Origin of the sequence: Labrys neptuniae (assembly GCF_040797145.1) — a bacterium.
GTDB classification, from domain to species: domain Bacteria; phylum Pseudomonadota; class Alphaproteobacteria; order Rhizobiales; family Labraceae; genus Labrys; species Labrys neptuniae.
Genome location: NZ_JBFNQD010000002.1, coordinates 518,216 through 536,056 on the forward strand (window position 1 = coordinate 518,216; position 17,841 = coordinate 536,056).

14 protein-coding genes are annotated in these 17,841 nt (G+C 67.2%); 7 read left to right on the plus strand and 7 right to left on the minus strand.

Features of this window, described 5'->3' with window-relative positions; translation table 11 throughout:
• Positions 1-8: 8 nt before the first annotated feature.
• On the minus strand, positions 9-836 hold the full coding sequence (locus ABXS05_RS09690; protein ID WP_311944914.1) for a class I SAM-dependent methyltransferase: 828 nt from the start codon (positions 834-836) through the stop codon (positions 9-11).
• 355 nt (positions 837-1,191) lie between these two features.
• On the opposite strand from ABXS05_RS09690, the gene acs reads away from it, so the two are divergent.
• The 3 genes from acs (at position 1,192) to ABXS05_RS09705 (ending at position 5,822) form a co-directional block, all read left to right on the plus strand.
• Complete coding sequence (acs, locus tag ABXS05_RS09695) at positions 1,192-3,138, plus strand: acetate--CoA ligase (RefSeq protein WP_311944915.1); 1,947 nt, start codon at positions 1,192-1,194, stop codon at positions 3,136-3,138.
• A 22-nt stretch (positions 3,139-3,160) separates the two neighbouring features.
• Complete coding sequence (locus ABXS05_RS09700) at positions 3,161-3,898, plus strand: DUF4241 domain-containing protein (RefSeq protein ID WP_367623739.1); 738 nt, start codon at positions 3,161-3,163, stop codon at positions 3,896-3,898.
• A 127-nt stretch (positions 3,899-4,025) separates the two neighbouring features.
• Complete coding sequence (locus tag ABXS05_RS09705) at positions 4,026-5,822, plus strand: chloride channel protein (RefSeq protein WP_311944919.1); 1,797 nt, start codon at positions 4,026-4,028, stop codon at positions 5,820-5,822.
• 12 nt (positions 5,823-5,834) lie between these two features.
• On the opposite strand, the gene ABXS05_RS09710 is transcribed toward ABXS05_RS09705, so the two are convergent.
• A complete protein-coding gene (locus tag ABXS05_RS09710) occupies positions 5,835-6,875 on the minus strand; it encodes an alpha/beta hydrolase family protein (protein ID WP_367623740.1) in 1,041 nt (346 codons plus the stop codon).
• Positions 6,876-7,064: 189 nt separating this feature from the next.
• Between ABXS05_RS09710 and ABXS05_RS09715 the strand changes: the two genes are divergently transcribed.
• The 4 genes from ABXS05_RS09715 (at position 7,065) to kdgT (ending at position 10,698) form a co-directional block, all read left to right on the plus strand.
• Positions 7,065-7,826 (plus strand): GntR family transcriptional regulator, encoded by a 762-nt coding sequence (locus ABXS05_RS09715; protein ID WP_367623741.1) that lies wholly within the window; start codon positions 7,065-7,067, stop codon positions 7,824-7,826.
• 33 nt (positions 7,827-7,859) lie between these two features.
• Positions 7,860-8,705: a 5-dehydro-4-deoxy-D-glucuronate isomerase gene (kduI, locus tag ABXS05_RS09720; RefSeq protein WP_367623742.1), complete on the plus strand. Its 846-nt coding sequence runs from the start codon at positions 7,860-7,862 to the stop codon at positions 8,703-8,705.
• 11 nt (positions 8,706-8,716) lie between these two features.
• On the plus strand, positions 8,717-9,502 hold the full coding sequence (gene kduD / locus ABXS05_RS09725) for a 2-dehydro-3-deoxy-D-gluconate 5-dehydrogenase KduD (protein ID WP_367623743.1): 786 nt from the start codon (positions 8,717-8,719) through the stop codon (positions 9,500-9,502).
• Positions 9,503-9,699: 197 nt separating this feature from the next.
• The gene (gene kdgT / locus ABXS05_RS09730; protein WP_367623744.1) at positions 9,700-10,698 is read left to right on the plus strand and encodes a 2-keto-3-deoxygluconate transporter; all 999 of its coding nucleotides are present in this window, start codon (positions 9,700-9,702) and stop codon (positions 10,696-10,698) included.
• 18 nt (positions 10,699-10,716) lie between these two features.
• Here the strand turns inward: kdgT and ABXS05_RS09735 are convergent, their stop codons facing one another.
• The 5 genes from ABXS05_RS09735 to ABXS05_RS09755 all read right to left on the minus strand — a co-directional run bounded on the left by ABXS05_RS09735 (position 10,717) and on the right by ABXS05_RS09755 (position 17,617).
• Entirely contained in the window at positions 10,717-12,435 is a 1,719-nt protein-coding gene (locus ABXS05_RS09735) for a VanW family protein (RefSeq protein ID WP_367623745.1), read from the minus strand.
• Positions 12,436-12,758: 323 nt separating this feature from the next.
• A complete protein-coding gene (locus ABXS05_RS09740; RefSeq protein ID WP_367623746.1) occupies positions 12,759-14,768 on the minus strand; it encodes an aldo/keto reductase in 2,010 nt (669 codons plus the stop codon).
• Between the two features lie 43 nt (positions 14,769-14,811).
• Entirely contained in the window at positions 14,812-15,900 is a 1,089-nt protein-coding gene (locus tag ABXS05_RS09745; RefSeq protein ID WP_367623747.1) for an ABC transporter ATP-binding protein, read from the minus strand.
• Positions 15,901-15,926: 26 nt separating this feature from the next.
• Positions 15,927-16,760 (minus strand): carbohydrate ABC transporter permease, encoded by an 834-nt coding sequence (locus ABXS05_RS09750; RefSeq protein ID WP_311938979.1) that lies wholly within the window; start codon positions 16,758-16,760, stop codon positions 15,927-15,929.
• Positions 16,757-17,617: a carbohydrate ABC transporter permease gene (locus tag ABXS05_RS09755; RefSeq protein ID WP_367623748.1), complete on the minus strand. Its 861-nt coding sequence runs from the start codon at positions 17,615-17,617 to the stop codon at positions 16,757-16,759. The genes ABXS05_RS09750 and ABXS05_RS09755 overlap by 4 nt, the downstream gene beginning before the upstream one ends.
• Between the last annotated feature and the right edge of the window lie 224 nt (positions 17,618-17,841).

The following is a 17,841-nucleotide window of genomic DNA, read 5'->3' on the forward strand; positions in this document are numbered from 1 at the left end:
GAGCTTTCTCAGCCGGCCCGCACGATCATCTCGATGGGCGCGATCAGCCCGTCGGCGAGGGCCGACATCACATTGCCGATGCGCAGGGCGGCGTTCTCGCCCATCAGGACCTGCGGCCCGAGCGGCGAGGGGCCGTCGCGGGCGACCTTCTCCCTCATCTCGCGGCCGAGCCGAAGGGCAAGGTCGCGATGGCTGCGCTCGAGCTCCAGGCTGAAGCCGGCCTGGGCCAGGGCCTGGCGGTAGCGGCTGGGCGGTTCCACGAAGCTGGTGGCCGAACTCATCGCCCAGGGCATCGGGTAGGGCAGGTCGCCCTTGCCCTGATGCATGATGTCGTAGACGCCGAAGCGTGCCCCCGGCCTGAGCACCCGGCGTATCTCGCGAAAGAGCGTATCCTTGTCGGCGATATTCATGCCGACATGGAACAGGGTGGCACCGTCGAAGCTCGCGGTCTCGAAGGGCAGAGCGAGAGCGCTGCCCTGCACGAAGGAGACCCGCCCCGACAAATGGCAGCGCCGGGTCACCGCCTCAGCCACCGTGACGAATTCGGCGGTGAGGTCGATACCGGTGACACTGCAGCCGAGCGCCTGTGCCAGATGCCGCGCCGGCCCGCCGATACCCGAGCCGACATCGAGCACATGCATGGCGTGGGTGAAGCCGAGATCCTCGGCGAGCTCTTCCGTGGCGGCTGCCCAACCGAGATGGAACTCGTCGATGCCGGCGAGATCACCGGTGGTCAGGTGGTCCGGATCCTTGCCGGCCGCCTCCAGCGCCGCGAAGAGCGTGCGTTCGAGCGAACCTTGCGTGTAGTGGCTGGCGACGGCGCCTTCGATGTCCATGGCCACATCCTTTCTTGGCGGGATGGTATTAAGCGGTGGCATCGTAAGTTCGGCACTCACTATACCGCGGGCGGCCAAGCAATGACAGACACGCCGCAGTATCGGCTGGAGCGCGCGGGGGACTTGCCCTGTGCACGCGCTTTGTCATAAGCGTTCTAGAAAGCGTCTTGTGATTTTTGGCGGAATTGCCAGGAGTCGCAAGGACGCCCGAGCCAAGCCATCAGGTTGGCTTGAAACAAGGAGCTGGAGGGAAAGGGCGTTTCGCGAAGACGCGCTTTGCTCCAGAGGAAACGCCGGCCCCGAAGCCGGCGCGGGTTCAAGGCCGCGGCACGATCCCGGCCGATGGGAGGAAGGCATGTCTGAGGCCAAGATCTACGACGTTCCGCGCGAATGGGCCGAGGAAGCGTATGTCGACAATGCGCGCTACCAGGCGATGTACGAGGCTTCCGTCAGCGATCCCGAGGCCTTCTGGGGCGAGCACGGCAAAAGGATCGGCTGGTTCGAACCCTATACCAGGGTCAAGAATACCCGTTTCGAACCCGATGTCTCGATCCGCTGGTTTGAGGACGGCACCACCAACGTCGCCTGGAATTGCGTTGACCGTCACGTTGCCGAGCACGGCGATCGCACTGCCATCATCTGGGAGGGTGATGATCCCTCCGAGAGCCGGCACATCTCCTATCGCGAACTCGCCAGCGAAGTGCAGCGCTTTGCCAATGTGCTGAAGGGCGAGGGCGTCAAGAAGGGCGACCGGGTCACCATCTATCTGCCGATGATCCCCGAAGCGGCCTTCGCCATGCTGGCCTGCGCCCGCATCGGCGCGGTTCATTCCATCGTGTTCGGCGGCTTCTCGCCCGACTCCCTCGCCGGCCGCATCACCGATTGCGGCTCGACCGTGGTGATCACCGCCGACGAAGGCCTGCGCGGCGGCAAGCGCGTGCCGCTCAAGGCCAATGTCGATGCGGCCCTGGCCAAGGTGGGCGGGGTCTCCTCGGTGATCGTGGTCAAGCGCACGGGCGCCCCGGTGGCGATGGTCACCGGCCGCGATCATTTCTATGCGGATCTCGCCGCCAATGTCTCCGACGAGTGCCCCTGCGAGGAGATGGCGGCGGAGGATCCGCTGTTCATCCTCTATACCTCCGGTTCCACCGGCAAGCCGAAGGGCGTGCTGCACACCACGGCGGGCTATCTCGTCTATGCCGCGATGACGCACCAATATGTCTTCGACTACCGCGAGGGCGACATCTACTGGTGCACTGCCGATGTGGGCTGGGTCACCGGCCATTCCTACATCGTCTACGGCCCGCTGTGTAACGGTGCCACCACGCTGATGTTCGAGGGCGTGCCGAACTACCCGTCGATGTCGCGCTTCTGGGAGGTGATCGACAAGCACCGGGTCACCATCTTCTACACCGCGCCCACCGCGATCCGCGCTTTGATGGGTGCCGGCGAGGAGCCGGTGAAGAAGACCTCGCGCGCCTCGCTCCGCCTGCTCGGCTCCGTGGGCGAGCCGATCAATCCGGAAGCCTGGGAATGGTATCACCGGGTGGTCGGCGACCATCGCTGCCCGATCGTCGACACCTGGTGGCAGACCGAGACGGGCGGCATCCTGATCTCGCCGCTGCCGGGCGCCACCCGGCTCAAGCCGGGCTCGGCCACCCGCCCCTTCTTCGGGGTGCGCCCCGAGATCGTCGACGCCGAGGGCAAGGTGCTGGAGGGGGCCTGCGAGGGCAATCTCGTCATCGCCGATTCCTGGCCGGGCCAGATGCGCACCGTCTATGGCGACCATCAGCGCTTCTTCGACACCTATTTCGCCGCCTATAAAGGCAAGTACTTCACCGGCGACGGCTGCCGCCGCGACGAGGACGGCTATTACTGGATCACCGGCCGCGTCGATGACGTCATCAACGTCTCCGGCCATCGCATGGGCACGGCCGAAGTCGAGAGCGCGCTGGTGGCGCATGAACTGGTGTCGGAAGCGGCCGTGGTCGGCTATCCCCACGACCTCAAGGGCCAGGGCATCTATGCCTATGTCACCCTGATGGCCGGCACCAGCGGCGACGAGACCCTGCGCAAGGAGCTGGTCGGCTGGGTGCGCCGCGAGATCGGGCCGATCGCCTCGCCCGACCTCGTCCAGTTCGCGCCCGGCCTGCCCAAGACCCGTTCCGGCAAGATCATGCGGCGCATCCTGCGCAAGATCGCCGAGGACGATTTCGGCTCGCTCGGCGACATCTCCACCCTGGCCGACCCGACGGTGGTGGAGGATCTCATCGCCAACCGCCAGAACAAGCCCAAGGGTTGAGGGGCTGAGGCTGAGGGAGCGGATGACGATGCGGCGGGCGCTTTCCATCGCGCTCGCCCTTTGTCTCGGCATGATCGCGCCGGCCGGGGCGGAGGAGGGGCCGTTGCGCCCGGACGCAGCCCGCTTCGAGGCGGCGTTCAAGCCCGGCGCGACGGCCACGGTCAATGGCGCGCCGGTGCCGCTCGACAGCCGCCTTCTCGGTGAGGTCACCGTGTCCACAGGCCAGATCGTGGCCTGTGATCCCTTTGTCTTCATCGAGGCCAGGCCCTTCATTCGTACCGTGCCGACGGGGCGCTTTCCCGTACGCATCGCGGTGATGCGTTCGCAGCGTTTCGGCGATCGCATCGCCTTTGCGCGCGTCGAATTCTCACAGGCGCCGGTCGTGACCTGGGAACGGGCGTTGGTGCCGGGCCAGGATCCGGCCAAGCTTGGCAAGGAAGAATATTACGGCTTTCCGGTCGATGCGGGCACCGGCGCCTTCCTCGATCCTGCCGTCGGCAAGGATATCGCAGCCCTGTCGACCGATCAGGTGCAGGCCATCTATGACGACTGGATCCGTCTGGGTGAGAGCTACGGCAAGGAGCATGGCCTGCCCTATTCGCTCTCGACCACCCGAGCTCCCCATTCCCTCGTGCTGTTCTCGAGCGGCTGGGGCGATGGCGCCTATCCATCCTGGTTCGGCCTGGCGGCCGATGGCAGTGTGGCGATGCTGCTGACCGATCTGCGCGTGGTGGATGACCCGCCTGGCGGGCGAGAATAGTGCCTGGCATCCCCGATCGCGCCAATTTTCGTCGCTTGCGGACTTTTGCCTTTCACAACAAGCGTCTAAACAGGATGGATCGGCCTTCCCCTTATTCCCGCCTCCACCAGAGGCGGGCCAGCTTGCCATGTTCCATCAGCGTTTTTCCCGCCAGGCTCTCAACCTCGCCTTCGACCGCATCATCCCTGGCTGGATGCGCTTGCTGGTGCGACGCAGCGAGAGCGGCATGGTCGCACTCGCGGCCGTGGTGGGCGCGCTGGCCGGCGTAGCGGTCTATGGCGTCGCCGCCACCGCACAGCTCGCCCATGAGCTGTTTTTCGGCTTGCAGGCGGAGGAGAGGCTGAGCGGGACCCTCGGCCTGCCGGTGATCCTGGCCGTCTCCATGCCGCTGATCGGCGGCCTCCTGCTCGGCCTGTTCAACCTGGTTCTGGCGCGGACCCGCTCGCCCCGCCCGGTCGATCCGATCGAGGCCAATGCCCTGCATGGCGGGCGCCTGTCGCTCACCGGCAGCATCATCGTGGTGATCCAGACCTGGATCTCCAACGCCTTCGGTGCCTCGGTGGGGCTCGAAGCCGCCTATTCGCAGATCGGCTCCGGCATCGCCTCACGGCTCGGCCTCGGCTTTCATCTGCGCCGCGCGGATCTACGCCTGCTGGTGGGCTGCGGTTCGGCCGGGGCCATCGCCGGTGCCTTCAGCGCGCCGCTGACCGGTGCCTTCTACGCCTTCGAGATCATCATCGGTACCTACGCCGTCTCGCATCTGGCGCCCGTGGCAGCAGCGGCCATTGCCGGCACCATCGTCACCCATCTGCTCGGGATCGATTCCTACGCCTTCGTCATCGATGTCGGCTACAAGCCGCAGGCCTCGTCCTTCATGGCCCTGGTCGGCCTCGGCCTGTTCAGCGCCGCCGTCGCCATCCTGGTGATGCTGGGCGTCGCCATGACCGAGAAGGGCTTCCGTCGCCTGCCCCTGCCGATCTGGCTGATGCCGGGGCTGGGCGGCCTGATGGTTGGTGGACTTGCCTTGATCACGCCGCAGGTGCTGTCGTCGGGGCATGGTGCGCTGGTGAAGATGCTCGCCGGCGGCGAACTGCCGATGCTGATGCTGGGCGGGCTGATCCTGCTGAAGGGGCTCGCCTCTTCCATCTCGCTCGGCTCGGGCTTTCGCGGGGGCCTATTCTTCGCCTCGCTCTTCCTCGGCGCCCTGATCGGCCAGTTCTATCTCGGCGGCATCCATCTCTTCTCCCTGGATACGGGGCTGACGCCCCACGCGGCGGCGCTGACCGGCATGGCGGCGCTGGCCGCGTCCGTGATGGGCGGACCGCTGACCATGAGCTTCCTGGTCCTGGAGATGACGGGTGATTTCCAGCTCACCGCCGCCGTGCTGCTGGCTGTGATCATCGCCAGCATCACCGTGCGCGAGACCTTCGGCTACTCCTTCGCCACCTGGCGCTTCCATCTGCGCGGCGAGGCGATCCGCAGCGCCCACGATATCGGCTGGGCCCGCGACCTCACCGTCGGCCGGGTGATGCGCAAGCCGGCGCCGACGGTGGACAAGGACGCCTCGCTCGTGGTCTTCCGCAACGCCCATCCGCTCGGCACCACGCATTACATCGTGGCGGTCGACACCCTCACCAATCGCTATGCCGGGCTGATCCGGGTCGCCGATGCCTATCAGGTCAGCCCCGAGATCCAGGATGGCGCCAATCCCGTCGGTAGCCTGGCGCTCTATCGCGACGAGGTGCTGACGGCGGGCATGACGCTGAAGGAGGCGACCGAGCGCATGGAAGGCTGCGAGGCCGAGGCGCTGGCGGTGGTCGACGAGGCGGGCCACGTCATCGGCCTCCTGTCGGAAGCCCATGCCCTGCGCCGCTATGCCGAAGCCGCCGACCGCGCCCGCCGCGATCTGGCGGGCGGGGTTTAGGCGCTACAGCCCTTACCGCGAGGGCTGTACCCGGGCCAGGAAGGCGAGGATCTCGTCGGCGATCTGGCGGTGCAGGGCCGTTCGGTCGCGCGTGCCGCCGTCCCGGCAGACGAAGCTCTCGCCTGGCGCGATATTCTCGATCGCGGCGGCCGCCTCCGGCAGGCAGAGCTGCATGAAGCTGAAATGGGTGGCATCGGGGATGGGCAGGTAGCGGGTGGTCGCCTGCGGCAGGGCGCTGACGAGGTAATCGGAGTCCTGCTTCAGGGCCGCGATGCCGGGCACAGGCGTTCCCGCCGCGAACACCAGCACGGGTATCCTGACAGCCGCCAGGCTTTGCGGCGTGAAGCCGAGCGCGGGTCCGAGATCGAGCGAGACGACGGCGCCGATCCTGGCGTCGCGAAGATCGGCTCCCAGCCTGGCGGGATCGGTCCCGCCATCGCGCAGCCCGACGGCCGTGAGCGCTTCGCAAAGAGGCGCGGGCGAGCAAATCGCGGGAAGACGGCTCGCATCATAGCGCCCGCCCGCCAGCGCCATCACGGTCCAGCCGCCGAGGGAATGGCCGATGGCGGCGATGCGGCCCGCCTCGATGGGGCCGGCGAGGCCGGGATCGGTGCTGACGGCATCGAGAACCCGGCTGAGATCGTGGGGACGTTCCCACAGGCGGGCGGCCTGTTCCGGCCGCTTGTCGAAGGTGGTGGTGCCGGGGTGATCCGGTGCCGCCACGACATAGCCGCGACCGGCGAGTTCGCTCGCCAGCCAGTTGAGGTTCCGCCAATTGCCGCCGAAGCCGTGCGAGAGCAGCACGAGCGGATGGCTGCCGGCGGCGGGCGGGGCATTCTCCACCACTTCGATACCCGGGAAGCTGCCCTCCCGCCCGCCGATCGACGTCAAGGGCCCGGAGGTGCCGGCCGGATACCAGAGGCGGGCCTGGAGCGGCCGCTCGCCGGCCGGGTCGGGAATGCCGATCTGTTTGGAGCCGACGGGCTCGCCGGCCAAGGCGGCATGTCCTGCCAGGCAGGCGACGAGGGCGAGAAGGACAGCGAAACGGCGCATGGAACGCTCCAGGGATGCGGTTGACGCCGCCTTCCTGCTGCGCGGTGGCCGGGGCTTGCGACCTGGAACATGTTCGAGGTCGTACCGAAAGGCGATGGGGGACCCGCTCTGTCGAGGGGGCCATCCCAGGCGATTGACGTCGCCTTCGTGAGTAGCTAGGATATCTAATATATCAGATATGGTGATGCGATGAGCGCCTTTGCCACTTTCCAGGATCGTACCGGCGGCCGGCCGCTTGCGGCCCAGCCGGGCATGACGACGGCAGCGGTCGTGCATCGGGCACTGCGCGACGAGATCGTCTCCATGGTCAGGTTGCCCGGCGAGAAGATCGCCGAGGTGGAGGTCGCCACGGCGCATGCCGTCAGCCGCACGCCGGTCCGCGAGGCGCTGCTGCGCCTGGCCGACGAAGGACTGGTCGAGATCGCGGCGCGCTCCGCCACCCGCGTGGCTCGCATTCCTGCCGCCATCCTGCCCGATGCGATCTTCGTGCGTTCGGCCGTCGAGCACGCCACCGCGCGCGCCGCCGCCCACCAGGCCCGAGGCAGCAGCGTCACCCTGCTGCGCGGCCTGATCGAACGCCAGCGCGAGAGCCTCGGGGCCGGCGACACCAACGGTTTTCACGAGGCGGATGAAGCCTTCCATGCTGCGCTCGCCATGGCGGCGGGCCGGCCTGGCGCCTGGGAGATGGTGCGTGAGGTCAAGACCCAGCTCGACCGTTACCGCCGGCTGACCCTGCCGGAGGCCGGGCGCATGCTGCGCGTCGTCGACGAGCACGGTGCCATCGTCGACGCCATCGAGGCCCACGATGCCGAGAAGGCCGGCCTTGCCATGGATCACCATCTCGATGGCCTGCGCCGCAGCCTGGCCTCCATCCGCGATCACAACCCCGACTATTTCTCGGGGGACGCCGCCGGCATCTCCGCCGCCTTCGAGACGCTGCTGTTTCGCTAGCGCCTCGCGACTTGGACAATCCAGAAAGTTCTCATGTCCCATCAATCCCTCGAAATTCGCCACGCCAGCCACCCCGAGGCCGTCAAGGGCCTGGATACGCAGGGCTTGCGCCGCGAATTCCTGATCCCCGACCTGTTCGCCGCCGGCCGCATCAAGCTGGTCTATTCCCATGTCGAGCGCATGATCATCGGCAGTGCCTGCCCGGTCGATGCGCCCCTGGCCCTGCAGACGCCGAAGGAGGTCGGGCAGTCGAGCTTCCTGGCCCGGCGTGAACTCGGCGTCATCAATATCGGCGGTCCGGGCATCGTGCGTGTCGACGGCGAGGTTCATGACATCGGCACCCGCGAGGCTCTCTATGTCGGCATGGGGGCGGGCGAGGTGGTGTTCGAAGCCGGGAATGGCGCTGTGCCGCCGCGCTTCTATCTTCTGTCGGCGCCCGCCCATCGCAGCTATCCGACGCGCCGGATCGACGCCTCGGTCGGGCGCATCCTGGAACTCGGCGACAAGAGCACCGCGAATGAGCGCAGCATCCACCAGATGCTGATCCCGGGCGCCGTCGAGTCCTGCCAGCTCGTCTTCGGCATGACCACGCTGGCGCCGGGCTCGGTGTGGAACACCATGCCCTGCCACACCCATGACCGGCGCAACGAGGTCTATCTCTATTTCGACCTTGCGGCCGAGGCGCGCATCTTCCACTTCATGGGTGAACCGCAGGAAACTCGCCACCTGCTGGTGGGCGAGGGCGATGCGGTGATCTCGCCGCCATGGTCGATCCATTCCGGTGTCGGCACCGGCGCCTATACCTTCATCTGGGCCATGGCCGGCGACAACCAGGACTATGCCGACATGGACATGGTCGCGACGGCGGATCTGCGATGAGTCCGGCCACGATGAACACGGCTTTCGCCAATCCCTTCGACCTCACCGGCAAGGTCGCGATGGTGACGGGATCGCGCACCGGGCTCGGGCAGGCTATCGCCATCGCCCTGTCGCAGGCCGGCGCCAGCATCGTCGGGGTCGATCGCGGCCCCGCCGACGAAACCCGTACGGCGATCGAGGCGCAGGGCGGCGCCTTCCTGCCCGTGACCGCTGATCTTTCCACCACCGCTCCTCTGCCAGCGATCGTCCAGTCGGCGCTTGACCGCTTCGGCGCGCTCGACATCCTGGTCAACAATGCCGGCATCATCCGCCGCGCCGACGCCCTCGACTTCACCGAGGAGGACTGGGACGCGGTCGTCGACGTGAACCTCAAATCGGCCTTCTTCCTGGCCCAGGCGGCGGCCCGCACCATGCTTGCGGCCAGGCCGAACGGCAAATCAGCTGGTGGCAAGATCATCAACATCGCCTCGATGCTGTCCTTCCAGGGCGGCATCCGCGTCGCCTCCTACACCTCGGCCAAGAGCGGGCTGATGGGGCTGACCAAGCTGCTCGCCTGCGAATGGGCCGCCAAGGGCATCAACGTCAACGCCATCGCCCCCGGCTACATGGCGACCAATAACACCGCGCCTTTGCGCGCGGATGCCGAGCGCAATGGCCAGATCCTGGCGCGCATTCCGGCCGGGCGCTGGGGCGCCCCCGCCGATCTCGGCGGCGCTGCCGTGTTCCTGGCCTCCGAGGCCTCCGCCTATGTCCACGGCATCACCATCCCGGTGGATGGCGGCTGGCTGGCGCGCTGAGCGATTTCCTTCTCCCCTTGCGGGAGAAGGTGCCCCGAAGGGGCGGATGAGGGGAGATGCACAAACCCCACGAGTGTTCGCCAGCACCCCTCATCCGTCATTGCTTCGCAATGCCACCTTCTCCCGCAAGGGGAGAAGGAATTTGCGGAGCGGCCACGTCTGGCCGTTCGCCAAAAATACAATCTGGGAGGCAGTCCATGAAGATATTGAAGGTCATCGATAGGATTCCCGGCGGGCTGATGCTGGTGCCGCTGGTGCTCGGCGCTTTGTGCAAGACCTTTGCGCCGGGAGCCGGCAGCTATCTGGGGTCGTTCAGCAACGGGCTGATCACCGGCACCGTGCCGATCCTCGCCGTCTGGTTCTTCTGCATGGGCGCCACCATCGACCTGAGGGCGACCGGCGTGGTGCTGCGCAAATCGGGCACGCTCCTGGTCACCAAGATCATCGTGGCCTGGGTCGCCACCATGATCGCGGCGCGCTTCATTCCCGATGGCGGCATCACTTCCGGCCTGTTCGCGGGCCTGTCGGTGCTGGCGATCACCGCCTCGATGGACATGACCAATGGCGGCCTCTACGCCGCGGTGATGCAGCAATACGGCACCAGGGAGGAAGCCGGCGCCTTCGTGCTGATGTCGGTCGAATCGGGACCATTGGTCAGTATGCTGATCCTCGGTGCCTCCGGCGTGGCCGTGTTCGAGCCGCGCCTGTTCGTCGGCGCCGTGCTGCCCTTCCTGATCGGCTTTGCCCTGGGCAATCTCGACCGCGACCTGCGCGAATTGTTCGGGCGCTGCGTCCATCCGTTGATCCCGTTCTTCGGCTTCGCCCTCGGCAACGGCATCGATCTCAAGGTCATCGCGCAGAGCGGCCTTGCCGGCGTGCTGCTCGGCCTCATGGTGATCGTGGTCACCGGCATTCCCCTGATGCTGGCCGACAGGTTCATCGGCGGCGGCAACGGCACGGCCGGGCTGGCGGCTTCCAGCACCGCGGGGGCGGCGATCGCCAACCCGACGCTGATCGGCGAGATGATCCCGAGCTTCAAGCCCGTGGTGCCGGCGGCCACCGCTTTGGTGGCCACGGCCTGCCTGGTGACGGCGATCCTGGTGCCGATTCTGACCGCCCTGTGGGCAAAGCGGATGGGCAGGGTGCCGGCCCCGCAGGCGGAAGCCGTGCACCGGCCTGGCGTCGAGCCGATCTGAGGCGGCCGTTGCTTCGCCTCAGCCGAACAGCGTTTCGATGGCCGAGCGCAGCACAGCCGGATCGTCCTCCGGTACCAAGGTGAGACCTGGTCGCGGAGAAAGTCCGCAGGCCGGCGTAGCGATCACGGGCAGGCCGGCCGCCAGGGCGGCGAGGAGCAGGCGCGGCTGGTGCTCGACCACGGCCGGCAGCACCACGCCGGCAAGGGTGGCGGGCATCTCGCCCGGCGCCAACAGGCGGACGGGCATATTGCCCCAGAAGCCGAGGCTCTCGCGCGCACGCCCCTTGACGGCAAGCTCGATGGGCAGGCCGTAAAGCGCCTCGCGCAGGGCATAGGCGCCCTTGCGGCCGAGGGCCGAGGCCGGAAAAAGCAGGGTGCGGCCGCCTTTCGCGGCCGGGAGTGGCCGGGCGGGGGACCAGTCGAGCAGATGGGTTCTGCCGGGGGCGAGGGCGGCGATCTCCGCATGCGGGGTCAGCAGCCGGTCGGCGGCGGCCAGGGCGGCGCTTTCGGCTGCCACGATCGCTTCCGGCGCCCGGAAGTCGGCCAGGGTGGGGCTTTCCGGGTGGTGTGCAGCAGCGGCATCGAGCCTTGCCTGCAGGACCGCGAGCGGCAGGCGCTCCATCAGCACCTCGAAGCTGCGGCCCTGCAGGGCACCCGACAGCCACAGATGCGGCAGCAGGTTCTGCGAGACCACGAGATGCGTATGCCGGTGCGACAGTCTGGCGGCATAGGCGGCGGCGAGCCGGGCATCGCCCTGCAGGGCCTTCGCCTGCAGGCTGCCGCCCGTGGCGCCCCGTAGCGCCAGCGAGCGGCGTAGGGTAGCGATGGTGGCCGTGGTCTCGCTGCCGGCAATACCGGCCGGCCAGCCATAGCGCGCGGCGCCGAGATAGCGGGAGGGCAGGAACAGGGCATCCTCGCTGCCGGCCCTCTGCTCGAGCAGGGTGGCGAATTCCGGCCAGCAGGCATCGACGAGCCAGGCCGTCGGCACGCCGGCGCGCAAGGGCCGTTCGGGATCGTTGCGATGGCAATCTTGCTGGCCGCATTGGGTGCAGTCATGCACCACCGGCCCGGCGGATGGCTTTTCCACCGGCAGCTCGGCGGCCTTGGCCCGGCCATGGCCGCGCAGCACGATCTCCAGCCTGTCCCGGCTCATCGAGGCTTCAATGCGGAAGGCGTGGGGGCTGCGGATGCGGAAATCGACATAGTTCCAGAACACGGTGGCGTCGCGGCCGAGCTGGGCGCGCGAACCGGGGACCACGCGGCTATGGGCATGGCGTTCGACGATCTCCAGCCCGGCCGCGAGGGCGGCCTCGTAGAGGGCGTTGGAAAGCTGGCAGAGGCCGCCGCCGACGCTGGCGATCAGGCAGCCTTCGCGCAGTTCCCGGCCAGGCACGTAGCCCCGGGCCCGGCTGGCCCGGCCGATCTGCTTCCAGAAGCTGAGCACGGCGCCGGCCGGCACCTCGACGCCGTCGAGCCCCTTCAGGGCCATGCGCAAATTCTGGACCTTGCCGGCGGTGAGCTCGCGGTCCCTGGTCCCAGCGAGATTGGTCCACAGGGGCGAGCCGGCCCGGCCGAGCACGGGCGCGGCGGCCAGCCGGGCCGAGCGGCCATGGCGGGCCACGGGTTCGGCTGTGAATTTCTCGCGCAGGAAGCGCAGGCCCCGCAAGGCCATCGCCTTGGCCTCGAAGGCGAGGCTGTCGGCATAATCGGGGACGCGGCGCTGCGGGAGGGCGACCATGGCGGGATCCTGGCTCGGCTGAGAACTTGCCGAGACCTTAACGGCCCCCCGCCAGGCCCGCCGTGCGCGCTGGCACACGGAGGGCAATTCTGGCTGTCGCGGGAACAGAATGAAGGATTGGGCTGGGTGATGAAGGTGACGTGAGGCCGCGACGCTCAAGCCCCCTCGCCCGCCACTTGCGGGGAGAGGGTAAGGGTGAGGGGCTTCGCAGAGTTCAGTTTTCTACGTGTTGCGCTGCCCCTCATCCCGGCCTTCTCCCCGTCAGAACGGGGAGAAGGGGTGGTCGGCGGCGCGCCCTTCCTCATAAGCTGCTATCGCGGCCTCTATCCCCGGTCGAGCCAGGCGACCTGTTCCGGTGTCAGGGCGATGTCGAAGGCCTCGAGGCTGTCGTCGAGCTCGGCGAGCGTGCGCGGCCCGATCAGGGGTACGGACGGGAAGGGCTGCGACAGCACATAGGCGAGGGCGACATGGATCGGGCGCTTGCCCAGCCGGCGTGCCAGTTCGACCGCCCGGTCCCGGCGCGCGAAATTGCGCTCGGAATACCAGACCCGGACGAGTTCCTTGTCGTCCTGCCTGTCGCGCCCGGCCCGGTCGGTGAAGAAGCCGCGCCCCTGGCTCGACCAGGCGAAATTGGGGACCTGCCGGGCGGCAAGCCAGGCCTTCCAGTCGTCGTCCGAGGCCGAGACGCAGCCGGCCCAGATCACGTCCTGCATTTCGGCGAGGGCGAAATTGTTGGAGAGCGCTCCCGGCTTCTGCTTGCCTGTCCGCTCCGCATAGGCGACCGCCTCGTCGAAACGCTCGCGTGTCCAGTTCGAGCCACCGAACGGGCCGCGGATGCGGCCGGCCTTGACCTCGGCATCCATGGCGTCGACGAATTCGCCGACCGGCACGTCGGAATTGTCGCGATGCATGAAATAGACGTCGACATGGTCGGTCTTCAGTCGTTCGAGCGACAAAGTGAGCTGCTGACCGATGAATTCGGGGCGGCAGAGCGGGGTATGCGCACCCTTGCCGATCACCACGCTGTCCTTGCGCACGCCTCGTGAGGCCTGCCAGTCGCCGAACAGCTTTTCGGTGATGCCGGCGCCATAGACGAAGGCGGTGTCGAACAGGTTGCCGCCCTTCTCGAAAAAGGCGTCGAGCAGGATGGCGGCGCTGGAGAAGGTCCTGAAATCCTCGAAGCCGAGCGCCACGGCGGAGGCGGCCGGTTCGAGGCCGGGGATGCGGCGCCGGGGAATCGGCCCGCTACCCTGCCTGAGCGCTCCACCCTTCAGGGTCTCCTTCCGCCGCTCGGGCTTCTCGATGCCGTATTCGAGCCCGATCGCCTGGCGCCATTTGTCGAGCACGCGCAGATTGCCCAGGCTGTCTGCCCAGTCCATGCCCGGCCAGGCGAATTCCTGGCGGCCTTCGCGAATGGCCCTGCCCGCGGCGTCGGCCTCGAAGGCATAGAGATGCCGCGTCTCCTCGACTGTCACCGTCTCGCTCGTGCCATCGGGCCCGATGATGCGGATCTCGCCGGTGCCGCCCTGCACGCCGCCGGCAAACCAGAAGTCCTGCACCTCGATGCGGCCTTTGGTGCCGAGGATGCGCAGCACATTGTCCTGCTTCAGCGAGATCGAGCAGGAGACTTCCGCGAGGATGCCACCGGGGAAGTGCAGCAGGGCCGAGGCCCATTCATCGACGCCGGATTGGCCGAGATGGCCGGCGCCGGAGACGCTGTCGGGCTCCGCGAGATCCTTGCCCGAGGCGGCACCGGCGATCAGCCGCGCCATCGAGACGGGATAGCCGCCGACGTCGAGGATGCCGCCGCCCGCCAGGTCGTTGGCATAGAGCCGGTGCTCGGGCTTGAACGCCGGCATGGCAAAGCCGAAGCTGGAGCGGATCAACCTGACTTCGCCGATCGTGCCTGACCGGATCAGTTCCACCAGCTTCAGGGTCTGCGGGTGCTGTCGATACATGAAGGCCTCGCCCAGGAAGGTTCCGGCCTTGCGGGCGGCATGCATCATGGCATCGGCCTCGAAAGCCGTCAGTCCCATGGGTTTTTCCACCAGCACATGCTTGCCGGCCTCGGCTGCCTTGATCGCCCATTGCGCGTGGCCGGGATGGGGGACGGCGATATAGACGGCATCCACCTGCGTATCGGCCAGCAGCGCCTCATAGCCCCGATGGATGCGGGCGCCGGAGAAGGCTTCGGCAAGGCCCGGCCTGTCGGGATCGCGGGTGCCGATCGCCGCGAGGACGCCGCTCTCGGAATCGGCCAGGCCGGCAGTGAAGGCCTTGGCGATGGCGCCGGGCCCGATGATGCCCCAGCGGATCTTGTCTTTCTCGGTCATGTCGGTCTTTCCAAACACTTTCAGGACATGGGGATGCTGCGCTTCAGCGCAGGCGCTGGCCGTCTTTGTCGAACAGCAGGGCGCGGTGGCGAGGGATGGCGACGGTGAGCTGGCGCTCCTCGGCCCATTGGCGGGAATCGTCGCGCTGGATGATCAGCGGCTCGGCGGAGGCGGTGCCGGCATAGACATAGGAGGTGGCGCCCAGATGCTCGGCCATGTCGACCTCGATGGCGAGATCGGCGTCGCCGCTGCCTCCAGGCCCGAAATGTTCGGGGCGGATGCCGATGCTGACTTCGGCGCCTGTTGCCGGCGCCGGGCCGGCGAGCGGCACCGCAAGGCGCGCGCCTTTCTGGTTGACCAGTTCGACCGTAACGCCGCCGGCTTCGGCCGCGACGGTGCGGCCCGCCAGGAAGTTCATCTTGGGGCTGCCCATGAAGCCGGCGACGAAACGGTTGGCAGGATCCTCGTAGAGCTCGAGCGGACGTCCGACCTGCTCGACATTGCCGCCGCGCAGCACCACGATCTTGTCGGCCAGGGTCATCGCCTCGGTCTGGTCGTGGGTGACGTAGATCATGGTGACGCCGAGTTCGCGGTGGAGTCTCGCGATCTCCACTCGCATCTGCACCCGCAATTCGGCGTCGAGATTCGACAGGGGTTCGTCGAACAGGAAGACCTGGGGATCGCGCACGATCGCCCGGCCAATCGCCACGCGCTGGCGCTGGCCGCCCGAGAGCTGCTTGGGCCGGCGCTGCATAAGATCGGTGATGCGTAGGATCTCGGCCGCCCGTGTCACCCTCCGGTCGGTATCGGCCTTGGGATTGCCGTTCATCCTGAGGCCGAAGGAGAGATTTCGCTCCACCGTCATGTGCGGATAGAGGGCGTAGGACTGGAACACCATGGCGATGCCGCGATCGGCCGGCTCGACCTCGTTGACCACCTGGCCGCCAATGCTGATCTCGCCGCCGGAAATGTCCTCGAGCCCGGCGATCATGCGCAGCAAGGTGGACTTGCCGCAGCCCGAAGGGCCGACGAAGACCACGAATTCGCCGTCCGCGACGTCGAGGTCGACGCCGTGAATGATCTCGAAACTGCCGAAGCGCTTGACCACGGAACGGAGCGTGAGGCCTGCCATGTCGCTCTTGTCTCGCTTTCTTGAGATTACTTGACGGCGCCGGCCGCGATGCCGGCGATGAAATGGCGCTGCAGGAGGAGGAAGACGGCCAGCATCGGCGCGGTCAGCAGCACGGCCCCGGCCATGATGCCGCCCCAGCTCACATTGGAGATGCCGATCAGGCTGCCCAGCGCCACCGGCGCTGTGAACATCGCCTTGTCGCCGGCGATCAGGAGCGGCCACAGATAGTTGTTCCAGCTCGTCAGGAAGAGGATGATGCAGAGCGCCGCCAGGGTCGGGCGCGCCAGCGGCAGGGCCACGAACAGGAAGATGCGCCACTCCCTGACGCCTTCCACCCGCGCTGCGTCGAACAGCTCCACCGGCATCATGGTGAAGGCCTGGCGCATGAACAGCACGCCGAGCGAATTGAACAAGGGCGGTACGATCAGGCCGAACCAGCTATTGGCCATGCCGAGGTCGCGTGCGACCAGGATGAATTGCGGGATGATCACCACGAAGAAGGGCAGGGAGATGGTGCCGAGGATGATGGCGAGCACTGCGCCGCGGCCGAAGAAGCGGTAGCGCGCCAGAGCCCAGCCGGCCATGGCGGTCAGCCCGGCCGAGAGCACGGTATAGGCGAGCCCGACCACGATCGAGACGGTCATGGCATGCAGGAAGTTGGTCGTGCGCTGCAGATTGGCGAGGTTGTCGAGGAAATTCGCGCCGAACCAGAACGACAGGCCCGGTGCGTAGATGCCGTAGTCGGGCATGGTGGCGAACACGCCCATCATCCAGAGCGGAAACAGCCAGACGAGCGCCATCGGTGCGATCAAGGCGTGCAGGATGACGGCGTTGAGCCTTTGGCGGTTGGAGCGGGTCATCGCGGTTCCCTCGACAGGCGCAGCTGGACCAGCGAGACGATCACCGCCAGGGCCGCGATGGTGTAGGCGATGGCGGAGGCATAGCCGACATTGCCGGAGAGGAAGGCCTGGCGGTAGAGCAGCAGGCCGAGGGTCTCGGTCGCCCCGCCCGGCCCGCCATGATTGGTGATCAGGAAGGGCTCGGTGAAGAGCTGCATGGTGCCGGAGATCGACAGGATCACGCAGAAGGTGATCACCGGCTTCAGGAGCGGCAGGGTGATGTGGATGAACTGGCGCAGCTTGGAGACGCGGTCGAGCGTGGCCGCCTCGTAGACGTCGCCCGGTATCGACTGCAGGCCGGCGAGGATGATGATGGCGTTGTAGCCGGTCCAGCGCCAGGTCAGCGCTATCATCACCAGGGCCAGCGCGGCCGTCGGATTGGAGAGCCAGTCGATGGCGGGCAGGCCGATGGCGGCGGCGAGCTTGTTCACCACGCCGAAATCCTGGGCGAAGATCAGCCGGAACACCGCCGAATAGGCGACCTCGCCCACCACGACGGGGGCGAAGAAGGCGAAGCGGAACAGGCCCTTGGCCTTGAGCAAAGGCGAGTTGAGGAAGACGGCGATCACGGTGGCGAGGCCGATCATCACCGGCACCTGGATGACCAGGATGATCAGCGTGTTCTTCAGGGCGTTGAAGAAGGCGGGATCGGAGATCAGGCGCCCCCAATTGGCTGCCGGCCTGAACTGCCAGGGCGACACCCGGGTCTGATGCAGCGAGATCACGAAGGAGGAGATGATCGGCCAGATCCAGAAGGCGAGGAAGATCGCCAGATAGGGCGCGAGGAAGCCATAGGCCGCGCGATTGTGCCGCTGCATCGGAGGGACTCCGCTGGGGAAGAGGACGTTTGACCGGAGGCTAAACAGAATGTGGCACGACCAGCCTTCTCCCCTTGCGGGTGTCGTCAACCCTCTTGAGTTGACTAGAGGTGGCATTGCGGAGCAATGACGGATGAGGGGTGTTGGTGATCAACCAACAAGGGATGCGTTTCTCCCCTCATCCGCCCCTTCGGGGCACCTTCTCCCGCAAGGGGAGAAGGTAG

Excerpts from the sequence above, each read along its gene's own strand:
- ABXS05_RS09735 (WP_367623745.1), bottom strand. The coding sequence starts at position 12,435 with ATGGTCGCCCTCCCGCAGCGCCGCGTCCCCGATTATGCCGACAGCCTC.
- ABXS05_RS09750 (WP_311938979.1), bottom strand. The coding sequence starts at position 16,760 with ATGACCCGCTCCAACCGCCAAAGGCTCAACGCCGTCATCCTGCACGCC.
- ABXS05_RS09700 (WP_367623739.1), top strand. The coding sequence starts at position 3,161 with ATGACGATGCGGCGGGCGCTTTCCATCGCGCTCGCCCTTTGTCTCGGC.
- ABXS05_RS09690 (WP_311944914.1), bottom strand. The coding sequence starts at position 836 with ATGGACATCGAAGGCGCCGTCGCCAGCCACTACACGCAAGGTTCGCTC.
- ABXS05_RS09715 (WP_367623741.1), top strand. The coding sequence starts at position 7,065 with ATGAGCGCCTTTGCCACTTTCCAGGATCGTACCGGCGGCCGGCCGCTT.
- ABXS05_RS09745 (WP_367623747.1), bottom strand. The coding sequence starts at position 15,900 with ATGGCAGGCCTCACGCTCCGTTCCGTGGTCAAGCGCTTCGGCAGTTTC.
- kduD (WP_367623743.1), top strand. The coding sequence starts at position 8,717 with ATGAACACGGCTTTCGCCAATCCCTTCGACCTCACCGGCAAGGTCGCG.
- ABXS05_RS09710 (WP_367623740.1), bottom strand. The coding sequence starts at position 6,875 with ATGCGCCGTTTCGCTGTCCTTCTCGCCCTCGTCGCCTGCCTGGCAGGA.
- ABXS05_RS09740 (WP_367623746.1), bottom strand. The coding sequence starts at position 14,768 with ATGACCGAGAAAGACAAGATCCGCTGGGGCATCATCGGGCCCGGCGCC.
- kdgT (WP_367623744.1), top strand. The coding sequence starts at position 9,700 with ATGAAGATATTGAAGGTCATCGATAGGATTCCCGGCGGGCTGATGCTG.
- acs (WP_311944915.1), top strand. The coding sequence starts at position 1,192 with ATGTCTGAGGCCAAGATCTACGACGTTCCGCGCGAATGGGCCGAGGAA.
- kduI (WP_367623742.1), top strand. The coding sequence starts at position 7,860 with ATGTCCCATCAATCCCTCGAAATTCGCCACGCCAGCCACCCCGAGGCC.
- ABXS05_RS09705 (WP_311944919.1), top strand. The coding sequence starts at position 4,026 with ATGTTCCATCAGCGTTTTTCCCGCCAGGCTCTCAACCTCGCCTTCGAC.
- ABXS05_RS09755 (WP_367623748.1), bottom strand. The coding sequence starts at position 17,617 with ATGCAGCGGCACAATCGCGCGGCCTATGGCTTCCTCGCGCCCTATCTG.